Genomic DNA, 12864 nt, shown 5'->3' with positions numbered 1-12864 from the left:
TGGACACCTCCGCCGCGAGCGGGGTGCTGCTTTCAGACGATCTCGCCCTCAGCCTGCCCATTCCCCGCCCCGCTCCAGGCCGAGCGCGTCGTAGTGCTCGTCGGCGACGGGCTCGAGCCGCTCGTTCGAGGTGTTCTCCCCCGGCACGGCGATGGCGACGTGACTGAACCACGAGTCGGCCTTGGCGCCGTGCCAGTGCTTCGTGCCCGCGGGAATCTCGATGACCGTGCCGGGGGTGAGGCTGACGGGCTCCTCGCCCTCCGCCTGATACCAACCGCTGCCGGCGGTGGCGAGAAGGATCTGCCCCCCACCGGCGGTGGCGTTGTGGCGGTGCCAGTTGTTGCGGCATCCCGGCTCGAAAGTGACGTTCGCGATGCTCATTCCGAGACTCGCGAGCGGGGCGAGGTAGCTCTGCCCGATGAAGTACTGCGCGAAGGCGTCGTTCTCGTCGCCGCGCGGAAACAGGCTGTCGAAGGTCATTTCAGTCATCCTTCTCGTCGGTGATGTCTTTCAGCACGGTCATCGCGGCCATGCCATTGGGCCAGCCCGTGTAGAACGCGAGATGGAGGATGGCCTCCTTCAGCTCGTCGGTGGTGACCCCGTTCGTGCGGGCATAGTCGAGGTGGAACCGCAGCTGATCGGTCTTGCCCATGGCGGTCAGGGCGGCGACGGTGATGAGACTTCGGTCGCGTTTGGAGAGGTCGCCGCGCTCCCACACCTCGTCGAACAGCACCTTGTCGGTGTAGTGGACGAGGCCCGGTGCGAAGTCTCCGAAGGCGCGCTGCCCTCCGGTCCATCCGTTCTGCTCTTCGGTCATGGTGTCCTCCTTCTCAGACGTCACCACTGAACCGCCTCCCGCGCGGAGGAGGAAGTCTCTGGTGTGACGTGTACTGACAGGGCATCCCACGGCGCGCGGGCCCGCGCGTAACGTCGAACTCATGGACAACAGGGCAGAGGTGCGGGAGTTCCTCACCTCTCGTCGCGCGAAACTCACCCCAGACGACGTGGGGATCTCCGGCGGCAGCAACCGGCGGGTGCCGGGCCTGCGCCGCAACGAGGTCGCCACGCTCGCCGGCGTGAGCATCGAGTACTACTCCAAGATCGAACGCGGGCAGATCTCCGGCGCGTCCGAATCCGTCCTGCACGCGATCGCGCAGGCCCTGCAGCTCGACGACGCCGAACGCGAGCACCTGTTCGATCTGGCCCGAGCGGCTGGACAGACGCCGCCGAGATCGCGCCGCACGCGAAGCACCCCGGCATCCGTCCGCTCCGGCATCGAACTGATGCTCGACGCGATCACGGGCGGCGCCGCGATGGTGCGCAACGGCCGGATGGACATCCTCGCCGTCAACGCCCTCGGACGCGCCCTGCAGACAGAGGTCTTCGAGTCACCGGGCGACGGGAACCTCGCCCGGTACACCTTCCTCGACCCTCGCGCCCGCGACTTCCACCCGAACTGGGAGAAGGCGGCAGACATCACGGTCGGCATCCTCCGCACCGAGGCCGGCCGCGACCCCTACGACCGCGACCTGCAGGATCTCGTCGGTGAACTCTCCACCCGCAGCGACGAGTTCCGCGTCAGATGGGGTGCCCACGACGTGCGACAGCACGGCGCCGGGAAGAAGCAGTTCACCCACCCCATCGTCGGAGCACTGGAACTGAGCTACGAGGACATGCAGTTCGTCCAGCATCCGGGACTCACGTTCCTCGTCTACGTCCCGCAGACCGGTTCGGAGAGCGAGGAGCGGTTCCGGCTGCTCGCCAGCTGGCAAGCGACGAACGATGCCGCACCGTCGACCAGACCACGTCGCTCGCCGACGGCGGCGTCCGAACGGCTGTCCCCTGCTTCAGCGAAGAGAACCGGAAAGCCGACGACCCCCTCGCGGCATCACGACTGAGTTCGAATGCCCTAGAGATCAGTGTGGGAGGGGCGTGCGCGTTTCGGCCCAGTTGGCCAAGAGTTGCATCCGCTCGTGAGTGATCGATCCGGGTTCGGCAGAGAAGACGATCATCTGCAGGCCACGGTCGGATGCCAGATCCATGGCCTGGAATGTCAGGTCGAGGTCGCCGACCACGGGGTGGTGAACGGATTTGAGTCCGGTGTGATGCTCTCGCACGTCGTGGGCACCCCAGAGTTTCCGGAACAGGTCGCTCCGGGTGGAGAGCTCCCCGACGAGATCACTGAGCTGCCGGTCGTAAGGCGAGCGGCCCGCCTCGGCGCGGAGGACCGCGACGATCTGGCGGGTCTGCGCCTCCCACTCCCGGTAGAACGTTTGCGCGCGCGACTCGAGGAACATGAAACGGGCAGCATTCGCGGGTTGCTGGGCGCCGTCGAGCATCTCCGAGAACAGCGCACGACCGAGTCGGTTGGTGGCGACAGCGTCGAGGCGCCCGTTCTGAACGTAGACGGGCACCGTCGACATCGCATCGATCGTCTGCTGCAAACCCTCGGTGACCTGCGACTTGCGAGACACGTTGCGCCGCTGCGGCGGTCGAGCGCCGGCGTTGGCCGAACGGATCAAGTCGTTGAGGTGCGCATGCTCCGCCTCGTCGAGCTGCAGCGCTCGGCTGACCCCATCGATCACCGCTTCGGACACGCCCGTCGCGTTCCCCCGCTCGAGGCGCTTGTAGTACTCCGCGCTCATCCCCGCCATGAGTGCGACTTCTTCCCGGCGCAGCCCGGGCACCCGCCGACGCCCACCGAAATCCGGAAGGCCGACGTGTGCCGGGGTCAGTTTCGCGCGCCTCGTGGTGAGGAACTCGGTGATCGCGGCGGCGGTGTCCATCTCATCGAAAGTACGCCGATTCCGAGCGGGGAGAGGGTCCCTGTCAGTGCACCCGTAACCAGGGCCACGCTAACTCGGGAAAAGGAGCGTTGACTCGAACCGATCACCACGACAGGGGAACACCATGAAGAACGCACACCTCGGAGATCTCGACGTCTCCCGCATCGGCCTCGGCGCGATGACCATGGCCGGCACTTACACGACCGGCGGAGGGCTCGACAACGACGAGTCGATCCGCACGATCCGCCGCGCACTCGAGCTCGGGGTCACCTTGTCGTAGGCAGGAGCGGGCGTCGCAAAATGCATGCTGCCGGCGCCCCATTCGGTGTCGATAGCTCCGGGCTCGACGATGGTCGTGCGGACACCGAACTCGGCGACTTCGGCCGCCATCGCCTCGCTCCACCCTTCGAGACCCCACTTCGCCGCGTTGTAGAGACCCAGCGTGGGCATAGTGCCGGCGGCTCCGACCGTCGATATCTGGACGATGTGCCCTCCTCCCTGGCGGCGCATGACCGGAAGCACAGCTTGCGACAGCCAGAGCGGCCCGAGAAGGTCGGTATCGAGGAGATCTCGCGCCTCGTTCTCGTCCACTTCTTCGATCGCTCCGATGAGGCCGTAGCCGGCGTTGTTCACCAGGACGTCCAGGCGCCCGAGCTCCGACGCCGCTGTCTCGACGACAGCCGTCGCCATCGCCCGGTCGCGCACATCCAGGTGTCTGACGTGCAACTGCTCATGAGCGGGGAGGGTGTGTTCGCCGCGCACGGTAGCCACGACCGTGTGCCCCTCCGCCAGCGCAGCGAGAGTAAGGGCGCGGCCGAGCCCGCGGCCGGCTCCGGTGATCATCCAGACCTGTCGAGTGCTCATCCGGTCACTCTATCCAAAACGAGACGCAGCGTCCCATTTTGGATATGATCAGACCATGGCCAGCACACGAACGCGCGCACGGGTGCATGAGGCGGCTCTTGCTCTCGTAGGTGATGCCGGAATCGCAAAGGTCACGATGGAGGGCATCGCCGCCCGCGCGGGCGTGGGCAAACAAACTCTTTACCGAACCTGGCCGTCGACGTCGACGATCCTGTTCGACGCGTTGCTCGCCCGGAGCGAGACTGCCGAGGGCGTTGTCGCCGTGCCCGATAGCGGCGACTTGAGGTCCGATCTTCTCCTGCTGGTGCAGCAGACAATCCATGAGCTGACCTCGCCCGCGACTGAGCCGTTGTTGCGCACAGTCACCGCCGCCATCCAGACGGACTCTGACCTTGCCCGCCAGTACCGCGACCTATTGCTCGAGCCCCAGATGTCCGCCGTCGCCCAACGCCTCGAACGTGGCGGAGTCACCGAGCCCGATGCGGCGGCGGAACTCTTGCTCGGTCCAGTCCTCCATCGCTGGCTGCTCCGCAGGGGCACCTTCGACCACGGTTGGATGGAAGATCACGTCGACCGCACGTTGCGTGGCGTGGCGTGGAGGTCGACTGACCAGATGAGCTCGACCAGCCGAAGGTCGTGAACCGCGTCCGCCAGGAGCTTGTCGCCTCGAGGCATTCACGGCGGCAATCTGACGTCTTCCGCGGGGATCCACAAAAAGAGAACTACATCCCCGGCGCCATATCCGCGAACCGCGAATAATGCCCCTGGAACGCCACCGTGATCGTGTCCGTCGGACCGTTACGGTGCTTCGCCACGATCAGATCCGCCTCACCCGCGCGCGGCGAGTCCTTCTCGTATGCGGCCTCGCGGTGCAGCAGCACCACCATGTCGGCATCCTGCTCGATCGAGCCCGACTCACGCAGGTCGGAAAGCGCCGGCTTCTTGTCGGCGCGCTGCTCGGCGCCACGGTTCAGCTGCGACAGCGCGATGACGGGAACCTGCAGCTCCTTCGCCATCAGCTTCAGCGCACGCGAGAACTCGCTGACCTCCTGCTGACGCGACTCTACGCGCTTACCGCTCGTGAGCAGCTGCAGGTAGTCGATGACGACCATCTTCAGACCCTCGCGCTGCTTGAGGCGGCGGCACTTCGCCCGGATCTCGACCAGCGTCATGTTCGGGCTGTCGTCGATGTAGAGGGGGGCGTCGTTGATGCGCCCGCGCGTGGAGGCGACGGTGGTCCAGTCGCGCGAGTCGAGCGTTCCCTTACGCATGCTCTGCAGCGGGATCGAACCCTCGGCGCTGAGAAGGCGCATGGCGATCTCGGAACGACCCATTTCGAGCGAGAAGAAGATGCACGGCGCGTTCGACTTGATCGCGGCCGCGCGGGCGAAGTCGAGCGCGAGCGTCGACTTACCCATGGCGGGGCGCGCGGCGAGAACGATCATCTGGCCCGGGTGCAGACCGTTGGTCAGCTGGTCGAGACCGGCGAAGCCCGTGGGGATGCCGGTCATCGACCCGTCGCGACCGCGGGCGGCCTCGATCTCTTCGACCGCGGCATCCACCGCCATCGTCAGGGGAATGTAGTCGTCGGCGCTGTCGTCGCCCGAGACGTTGTAGATCTCGGCCTGGGCGCTGTTGACGAGATCGACCGGATCACCCTCGCCCGCGTAGCCCATCTGCACGATGCGCGTGCCGGCCTCGACCAAGCGACGCAGCAGCGCGCGCTCGGCGACGATCGAGGCGTAGTAGCCCGCGTTCGCCGCGGTGGGCACGATCGAGGTGAGGGTGTGGAGGTAGTCCGCTCCCCCGGCTCGCTGCAGCTCACCGGTCTTGATCAACTCGTCGGTGACGGCCACGACGTCGGTGGGCTCGCCGTGCGAGTACAGGGTGAGGATGGCCTCGAAGATCAGCTCGTGCTTCGGCACGTAGAAGTCGGGGCCGCGCAGGCTTTCGATGACGTCGGCCACGGCGTCTTTCGACAGCAGCATGCCGCCCAGCGCGCTCTGCTCGGCGAGGGTGTCGTGCGGCGGAGTGCGCTCGGGACGCGGGGCTTTTCCGAGACGCTCTTCGGCGATGTCAGCGATCGACACGGGCTCTCCTTCTGATCTCGGGCGCCCTTCGTTTCGGCGTTCCCCCGTGCGCGCGTGCGGCTGCGGGGACGGGACGTCGCGGCGACCTCGGAAGCATCAGATCACGGACGTCCGACATCGACACGAGCGGGTGGTGAGGGGATGCCCGATGGGCTGCCCCCACGTTAAGAGCACCTCTTCTTCCACGCAAATGTGCCTGTGGATAACTCTGTGGAGAAGATGCGGGAAACGCCGTCACGTCTGTGCACAACTACTGTGGATAACCCGGTGGATGGATCGGATTTTAGGCCTTCAAGTGCCGCCTGATCTGGGTTTTCCTTCTCCACAGGTTTCCTGAGGAAATTCGATGTGAAGTTTGCGTTGAAGGTTGTCCGCTAGGGACGCACATGTGTACAACTCGGGGGATAACTTCGCCGACTCGTACTGACGGGCGGGGTCCGTGTCAAGTTTTTCCCCACCCTCGGCGTGTCGTTCGGACACCCCGAGGTCAACCGGTGTTAACCCGCGCCTCAACCGTCACAGGAGCCCCGCTGCGGGCACGCCGACCGCCCCGATGACCACGAGCACGGGGTCGAGGCAATCGTCGTCAGAGCGCCCCGCCGCGACGTTCGCGCTCGAGGAACGCGATGGTGTCGGGGTGCTGCGGAGTGTCGAGGATCTGAGCCGGAGTGCCCTGCTCGACGATCCGTCCGCCCTTCATGAACACGATGCGGTCGGCCACCTCGCGGGCGAACGACATCTCGTGCGTTGCCATGAGCATGGTCGACCCGCGATCGCGCAGCACGCGCACCAGGTCGAGCACCTCGCCGACGAGCTGCGGGTCGAGCGCCGAGGTGATCTCGTCGAGCAGCAGCAGCTCGGGGTCGGTCATGACGGCACGCACGATGGCCACGCGCTGCTGCTGACCGCCCGAGAGGCGGTCGGGGAACTCGCGGGCCTTCGCCCCCAAGCCCAACTGCTCGAGCAGCTCGGTCCCGCGCGCGTAGGCCTCGCTCTTGCTCGCGCGGTGCACCTTGCGCGCCGCGAGGGTGACGTTGTCGATGACCCGCAGGTGCGGGAAGAGGTTGAAGTGCTGGAAGACCACGCCGATGCGGGCCCGAGCGGCATCCTGATCGACGGTCGGATCGGTCAGATCGTCGCCGTTCAGCAAGATCTGGCCGTCGTCGACGCGCTCGATGAGGTTGATGGTGCGCAGCAGGGTCGACTTGCCCGACCCCGAGGCGCCGATGAGCACGACGACCTCGTGCTGGTCGATCGACAGGTCGATGCCGTCGAGCACGACGTGGTCACCGAAGGCCTTGCGCACGTTCTTGACGTCGAGGACGCTCATACGACGCCACCCATCTGCTCGCGGCGGGCCAGTCGCGCCGAGACGTAGTCGGTGAGGCGGATCATCGGCAGGGCCATGGCCACGAACAGCAGCGCCGCCACGATGTAGGGCGTGAAGTTGTACGACTGTGCCGCGGCGATCTGCGCCGCGCGCACGGCATCCACCGCTCCCAGAACCGAGATGAGACCCACGTCTTTCTGCATCGACACGAAGTCGTTCATCAGGGCGGGGACGACCTTGCGCACGCCCTGGGGGATGACGACGATGCGCAGCGTCTGGCCGTGGGTCAGGCCCAGCGAGCGGGCGGCGACGCGCTGCGAGGGGTGCACGGCCTCCATACCCGCGCGGAGCACCTCGGCGATGTAGGCCGAGTACGTCAGCACGATGGCCACCGTGCCCCACAGCACCACCGGCACTCGGCCGAAGACGCCGAGGGCGGGCAGGCCGAAGCCGACCAGGTACAGCACGATCAGCAGCGGGATGCCGCGGAACAGGTCGGTGTACACCGTGGCGAGGGCGCGGAGCGGGAAGAACACCGGGCCCCGCAGCGAGCGCAGCACGGCCAGGGTGGTGCCGAGGATCGCGACCGAGATGGCCGCGACGATCAGCACCTGGATGTTGACCCACAGCCCCGCGAGCACCGACGGAAAGCTCGCCAGCGCGACGTCGACGTTGAAGAAGCTCCGCCGCACGTCTTCCCAGCCGGGACTCGACAGGATCGCCCAGCCGACGACGACGACGAACACGACCGAGCTGATCAGCGCGATCAGCACCGACCTGGTCGACTGCTGACGCCGTGTGGAGCGCCGGGCGAGTTCGAGCTCGCTCGGGCTCCACACGCCGCCGGGTGCGGGGGTGGCCACCGTGGTTACTTGAGCACGGGCGCGGCGGCCGTGCCACCGAGCCACTTCTGCTGCAGCTCGTCGAGCGTGCCTTCGGCGCGCAGGGCGTCGACCGCCTCGGTGACCGGGGTGGTCAGCGCCGAGTCCTTGGGCAGCACGTAGGCGAGCTCGTCTCCGCCGGCCGACGAGTCGGGCAGCTGGCCGACGACCTTGCCGTCGTCGAGCACGGCACCGGCGAGGTAGAACGCGGTCGGCAGGTCGACGACGATCGCGTCGACCTGGCCCGACTGCAGGGCGGCGACGGCGTCGTCGTTGGAGTTGAAGACGCTGAGGTTCGTGGTGCCGAGCTGGTCGGCGGCCACCTGGTAGCTCGTCGTGGCGCTCATGACGCCCACGGGCACGCTCTTCAGCTCGGCGACGCTCGTCGCACCGGCGACGGGCGAGGCACCGGTCGTCACGACGGCCTGCGTGGTCGTGTAGTACGGCGACGAGAAGTCGACGGCCTCTTTGCGCTCGTCGGTGATCGAGAACTGCTGCACGTTCATGTCCCAGTCCTTCGGACCGGGAGCGATGGCGCTGTCGAAGTTGGAGCGCACCCACACCACGTCGCTCGTCGCGAAGCCGAGCTTCTCGGCGACGGCGCACGAGACGGCGGCCTCGAAGCCCTCGCACGACGCGGGGTCGTCGTTCTCGACCCACGGCGAGAACGCCGGCTCGCCCGTGGCGATGGTGAGCTTGCCGGCCGTGACGGTCTGCAGCGCCCCCTCGGAAGCGGGGGCGGCGCCGGCGTCGGAGCCCGTGGGGGCGAAGGCGCAGGCGGTGAGCGAGACGACCGTGGCGGTGGCCACGGCGGTCAGGGCGGCGGCGCGGCGCAGGCGTGCGAAAGTGGTCACGATGTCTCCTCGTGGACGTATCGGGGTCATCCCCGGAGTGCTGTGATGTGCACAGCCTAAATCACGGGGCGAGGCGCCAATCCTCGAAGCTGAAACCTGGCGACACGAGGCAGCTGACGACGACCTCGGACTCCCCCGCCAGCCGAGCGGACTGCCATACCCCGGCGGGCACGGTGTGCTGCAGCACGTGGCCCGCGGCGAGGTCGGGACCGAGCGTCACGGTGCGCGCCTCCCCCGGCTCGGCGCCGTCGCCGCCCAGCGACAGCTCGAGCGTTCCGGGGCCGTGCCAGAGCCACACCTCGTCGCTCGTGACGACGTGCCACGCGCTCTCTTCGCCGGGGGTGAGCAGGTAGTGGATGCAGGTGGCCGCGGGCCGCTCGCCCGCCGGCGTCTCGACCGCATAGCCGCCGGTCCACATGCGGCGGAACCAGCCACCCTCGGCGTGGGGCTCGAGATCGAGCAGGACGGCGGCGGCGGGGCGATCGGTCATGTGAGGACTCCGGTCTCTCGGGTGAAGCCGGCCGAGACCCACCGGGCCTCGCCGTCGATGAAGGTGGCGGCCGCGGAACCCGCGCCGTCCACCGCGAGATGCTCGATGGTGTCATCGACGTCCGACACCGCGACGTCGAAGAACGCCAGGTCGGCGACGGCGCCCACGGCGAGGTACCCCGTGCGGGCGGGTCCGGTGTCGAGGCCCATCGCGTGCGCCCCGCCCAGCGTCGCCGCGCGCAGCAGCAACTCCGACAGGTCGCGATTGACGTACCCCTGGGTCCGCGCGAGGCGATGCAGGGCCGACACGTCGGCGAGCAGGTCGAGTGAGGGACTGGATGCCAGGGAGTCGGTGCCCACGGCGAGCGCATTGCCCTCGATGAGGTAGGCGGCCACGGGCGGCTCGTCGAGCCCGATGACGGCGTTGGAGCGCGGGCAGAGCGCCACCGTCGTGCCGCGGGCGCGCAGGATCGCCCGGTCGCGCGCGGTCATGTAGACCCCGTGCGCGATGTGGCAGTCCGGCCCCAGAACGCCCAGCTCGTCGACGAACTCCGTCGCCCCGGTGCCGAAGCCCTCGTCGCGCAGCGCCCGGAAGCTCGACGGCCGATGCACCTGCCACGGCACGGCCTCGCCGTGCTCGCGCTCGAACGCCGCCTCGCCCAGGTGCAGGTGCAGCCGACTCCCCCGCTCGCGCACGATGTCGGGGATCTCGAGCAGCGGCTCCACGTCGAGCGAGTACGGCGCGTGCGGCGACAGCCCCGTACCGGGAGGGCCGGGCAGCGCATCGAGCCGTGCCTCCACCTCCGCGCGGCCGCGTTGGGCCCACGCCGCGTTGGTCCAGCTCATCACCTCCCAGTAGGTGATGCCGTGCAGCCGCGCGTCGTGCAGCGCCGAGGCCGCCTCAACGTCGGTGACGATGTCGGCCACCGCGGTGGTCCCCGCGGCGATCATGGCGAGCGCGCCGGTTCTGGCATCCGCCGCCCAGTCGTGCGCCTCGCGGTAGACGGGCGTGAACGCCTCGTCCCAGTCGTCGAAGCCCGCGTAGGAACCGCGGCCGACCTCGGCCATGCCCGTGTACTGCAGGTGCGAGTGGGCGTTCACCAGGCCGGGGGTGAGCACGCCCGGCCAGTGCACCTCGTCGAAGGCCACCCCTCGCGCGCGCAGCTCGTGCCGCACCCATTCGCGATCGCCCACGTGCCGGATGCGCCCGCCCGCCACGGCGATCGCCCCGCCCGGAATCGGCGGAGCCGTGATGGGCAGAACGAGGGATGCCGAATACAGCACGACGTTCATGCGGCACCGCCCCGGTAGCGCGGGGAACGCCAGTCGTCGAGGCCGTCGGCATCGAGGACGCGAGGGGCGTCGAGGTCGGCCCCGCGCACGACCAGCGCCGTGCGGGCCACGAGATCGTCGACGCCGGCGTCGAGCGCGTGCACCCCGGGTGCGGGGCGACGCGACAGCAGTTCGCCGAGGGCGGCGAGCTGCACGGCGAAGGACAGGTCCATGATCTCGATGGGGTTGCCCTCGGCTGCGGTGATGTTCACCGCTCCCCCACCGCCGAGCAGCAGGGCGGCTCCCGCGTCGGACACCTCGCCCGGCACTCCCCCGGCGACGGCGATGATCCGCGCCCCCGCGGCGATCTCGGGGGTCACGGTCGCCGGAACACCCGTCGCCGACACCACCAGGGCTCCGGATGCCAGCTCGCGCGCCGCCCCCGTGGCGAAGCCGTCGTGCCGCGCCTCGAGGGCCCGGACGGGATCGGTCTCGGCGATCCGCACCTCTGCGCCGAGGGCACGCAGGTGAGCCGCGACGCCCTGACCCACCGGACCGTAGCCGATCACGAGAGCGGGCTGGTCGGTCAGCGCGATCCCCCGCTCCTCGAGCAGATCGGCGATCGCGAACACGCAGGACTGCCCGGTGCCATAGCGGTTGTCGAACATCGTCTTCGTACGGGCGTCGTTGACGGCCATCACGGCGCAGCGCAGCATTCCGGCGTCGTGCATCCGGCGCAGCGGCGCCAGCCCGCTCGTCGTCTCTTCGCACGCACCGATCCAGCCGTCGACCAGCGCGGGGTCGTCCTCGTGGGCCAGGCGCACCAGGTGCGCACCGTCGTCGAGCAGCACGTCGAGGCCCGCCCGCAGAAAGCCGAGGGCGGCGGCCCGTTCCTCGGCTCCTGCCAGGGCGGGATCGGCGGTCACGGCGAAGCCTCGCGCGCGCAGCTCGTCGGCGACCGCGGCATCGGTCTCGTCGGGGTGCGCGTAGACCGACACCTCGGCGCCCCGCGCGCGCAGCAGCAGCGACAGCACGGCGGTCTTGGGCTCGAGCACCATCGCCACGCCCACCCGTAGGCCGGTCAGGTCGAGGCGCTCCGCGAGAGCGGCGGCGACGGGCATGTGGGTGCGCGCGAAGGCGATGCGGCCGGCGGCGTCGCCGCGCTCGGGAAGGGGCACTCCGTCGAGCGTGGTGGTGTCGGCATCCAGATCGAACTCGACGCGACCGGTCGCCGGCGACGGGCTCGGGATGCCACCCAGCCGGGCGAGCAGAGCGTGCAGGTCGGCGGAACCCTCGCCGCGCACCGCGAAGGGGCGGCCGGCGATCATGAGGTTCGAGGCGCGCGCGAAGCGGCGGACGATGCGCTCGGGTGCGCGGGGGTCGGTCACGGCTCTCAGCCTAGGCTCGGCGGCACCGGTCCCCTCGACGGTCACGGGGTCCTCACCTGGCGCGGACCGGGAGCCGTCCCGGTGGAGGAGCCGTTCGAGCCCGCCGTCGCGATGACGGGCCCGCGGCAGGACGCGAAAAGGCCCCGCCCTGCCGAAGCAGGAGCGGGGCCCATTCGTGCGTCGCAAATTACTTCGCGGCAACCACCTGGAGGGTGATCACGGCGGTGACGTCGTCACGCAGGCGAACGGTCGCCTCGTGCTCGCCGACCGACTTGATCGCCGAGGTGATCTGGATCTTGCGCTTGTCGAGCTCGCCGAGACCGGCGGCCTTGACGGCGTCGGCGACGTCGCCCGTCTTGACCGAACCGAAGAGGCGACCCTCGTTACCGGCCTTGACGGCCAGCTTGACGGTGTTCGACTCGAGCGTGTTCTTCAGGGCCACAGCGTCTTCGTGATCGTGGATCGCGCGGCTCTCGCGAGCGGCACGGATCGACGAGACCTGCTTCTCGCCACCGCGCGACCACGCGACGGCGAAACCCTGGGGGATGAGGTAGTTACGGGCGTACCCGTTCTTGACCTCGACAACGTCACCGGCGCTACCGAGCCCGGTGACCTCATTCGTGAGAATCAGCTTTGCCATCGGGTGCTCCTTAGCGGCCAGCGCCGGCGTAGGGCAGAAGAGCCATCTCGCGCGCGTTCTTGATGGCGCGGGCGATCAGGCGCTGCTCCTGCACGGAGACACCGGTGATACGACGGGCACGGATCTTCCCGCGCTCCGAGATGAACTTGCGGAGGGTGGGGACGTCCTTGTAATCGATGACGCCGACGCGAATCGCCTTCGCGGGGGCTGCGTTCTTCGCGCCCTTCCGCGGCTTGCGGCGGTCGCCAGTGGCCTTTCCAGCCATGCTTC

15 protein-coding genes are annotated in these 12864 nt (G+C 68.7%); 2 read left to right on the top strand and 13 right to left on the bottom strand.

The genetic code is table 11. From position 1 onward, the window contains the following. Positions 1 to 48 precede the first annotated feature (48 nt). Both BJP65_RS09220 and BJP65_RS09215 read right to left on the bottom strand, forming a co-directional pair. A complete protein-coding gene (locus BJP65_RS09220) occupies positions 49 to 480 on the bottom strand; it encodes a cupin domain-containing protein (RefSeq protein WP_258027450.1) in 432 nt (143 codons plus the stop codon). 1 nt (position 481) lies between these two features. Further along, positions 482 to 817, bottom strand: coding sequence for a carboxymuconolactone decarboxylase family protein (locus BJP65_RS09215; protein ID WP_070408936.1), 336 nt, complete (start codon positions 815 to 817; stop codon positions 482 to 484). 121 nt (positions 818 to 938) lie between these two features. On the opposite strand from BJP65_RS09215, the gene BJP65_RS09210 reads away from it, so the two are divergent. Then, positions 939 to 1898, top strand: coding sequence for a helix-turn-helix transcriptional regulator (locus tag BJP65_RS09210; RefSeq protein WP_070408935.1), 960 nt, complete (start codon positions 939 to 941; stop codon positions 1896 to 1898). Positions 1899 to 1916: 18 nt separating this feature from the next. Here BJP65_RS09210 and BJP65_RS09205 read toward each other — a convergent pair whose 3' ends face one another. Beyond that, entirely contained in the window at positions 1917 to 2786 is an 870-nt protein-coding gene (locus tag BJP65_RS09205; protein ID WP_070408934.1) for a helix-turn-helix transcriptional regulator, read from the bottom strand. Positions 2787 to 2981: 195 nt separating this feature from the next. Continuing rightward, positions 2982 to 3629 carry an SDR family NAD(P)-dependent oxidoreductase gene (locus BJP65_RS09200; RefSeq protein WP_083285957.1) on the bottom strand — a complete coding sequence of 216 codons (648 nt, stop codon included), beginning with the start codon at positions 3627 to 3629 and terminating at the stop codon, positions 2982 to 2984. A gap of 76 nt (positions 3630 to 3705) precedes the next feature. Between BJP65_RS09200 and BJP65_RS09195 the strand changes: the two genes are divergently transcribed. Beyond that, complete coding sequence (locus BJP65_RS09195; protein ID WP_070408932.1) at positions 3706 to 4290, top strand: TetR/AcrR family transcriptional regulator; 585 nt, start codon at positions 3706 to 3708, stop codon at positions 4288 to 4290. Positions 4291 to 4372: 82 nt separating this feature from the next. On the opposite strand, the gene dnaB is transcribed toward BJP65_RS09195, so the two are convergent. The 9 genes from dnaB to rpsR form a co-directional block, all read right to left on the bottom strand. Beyond that, positions 4373 to 5740 (bottom strand): replicative DNA helicase, encoded by a 1368-nt coding sequence (gene dnaB, locus BJP65_RS09190; protein WP_055832400.1) that lies wholly within the window; start codon positions 5738 to 5740, stop codon positions 4373 to 4375. A gap of 586 nt (positions 5741 to 6326) precedes the next feature. Next, positions 6327 to 7070 carry an amino acid ABC transporter ATP-binding protein gene (locus BJP65_RS09185; RefSeq protein ID WP_055832399.1) on the bottom strand — a complete coding sequence of 248 codons (744 nt, stop codon included), beginning with the start codon at positions 7068 to 7070 and terminating at the stop codon, positions 6327 to 6329. Next, on the bottom strand, positions 7067 to 7933 hold the full coding sequence (locus BJP65_RS09180) for an amino acid ABC transporter permease (RefSeq protein WP_055832397.1): 867 nt from the start codon (positions 7931 to 7933) through the stop codon (positions 7067 to 7069). Before BJP65_RS09180 ends, BJP65_RS09185 begins: the two co-directional genes overlap by 4 nt. Positions 7934 to 7938: 5 nt before the next feature. Next, entirely contained in the window at positions 7939 to 8805 is an 867-nt protein-coding gene (locus BJP65_RS09175; RefSeq protein WP_258027449.1) for an ABC transporter substrate-binding protein, read from the bottom strand. Between the two features lie 61 nt (positions 8806 to 8866). Then, positions 8867 to 9295, bottom strand: coding sequence for a cupin domain-containing protein (locus BJP65_RS09170; protein ID WP_070408930.1), 429 nt, complete (start codon positions 9293 to 9295; stop codon positions 8867 to 8869). After that, the gene (locus BJP65_RS09165; RefSeq protein WP_070408929.1) at positions 9292 to 10587 is read right to left on the bottom strand and encodes an amidohydrolase family protein; all 1296 of its coding nucleotides are present in this window, start codon (positions 10585 to 10587) and stop codon (positions 9292 to 9294) included. Before BJP65_RS09165 ends, BJP65_RS09170 begins: the two co-directional genes overlap by 4 nt. Then, positions 10584 to 11954: an adenosylhomocysteinase gene (locus BJP65_RS09160; protein WP_070408928.1), complete on the bottom strand. Its 1371-nt coding sequence runs from the start codon at positions 11952 to 11954 to the stop codon at positions 10584 to 10586. The genes BJP65_RS09165 and BJP65_RS09160 overlap by 4 nt, the downstream gene beginning before the upstream one ends. Before the next feature lie 187 nt (positions 11955 to 12141). Continuing rightward, positions 12142 to 12594 (bottom strand): 50S ribosomal protein L9, encoded by a 453-nt coding sequence (gene rplI / locus BJP65_RS09155; protein ID WP_055832388.1) that lies wholly within the window; start codon positions 12592 to 12594, stop codon positions 12142 to 12144. A 10-nt stretch (positions 12595 to 12604) separates the two neighbouring features. After that, entirely contained in the window at positions 12605 to 12859 is a 255-nt protein-coding gene (rpsR, locus tag BJP65_RS09150; protein ID WP_055832386.1) for a 30S ribosomal protein S18, read from the bottom strand. Positions 12860 to 12864 lie beyond the last annotated feature (5 nt).

It is taken from the genome of Microbacterium sp. BH-3-3-3 (genome assembly GCF_001792815.1).
Lineage (GTDB): Bacteria > Actinomycetota > Actinomycetes > Actinomycetales > Microbacteriaceae > Microbacterium.
The sequence above is the reverse complement of the archived record's forward strand: the minus strand, read 5'-3'. Positions and strand labels throughout refer to the sequence as shown.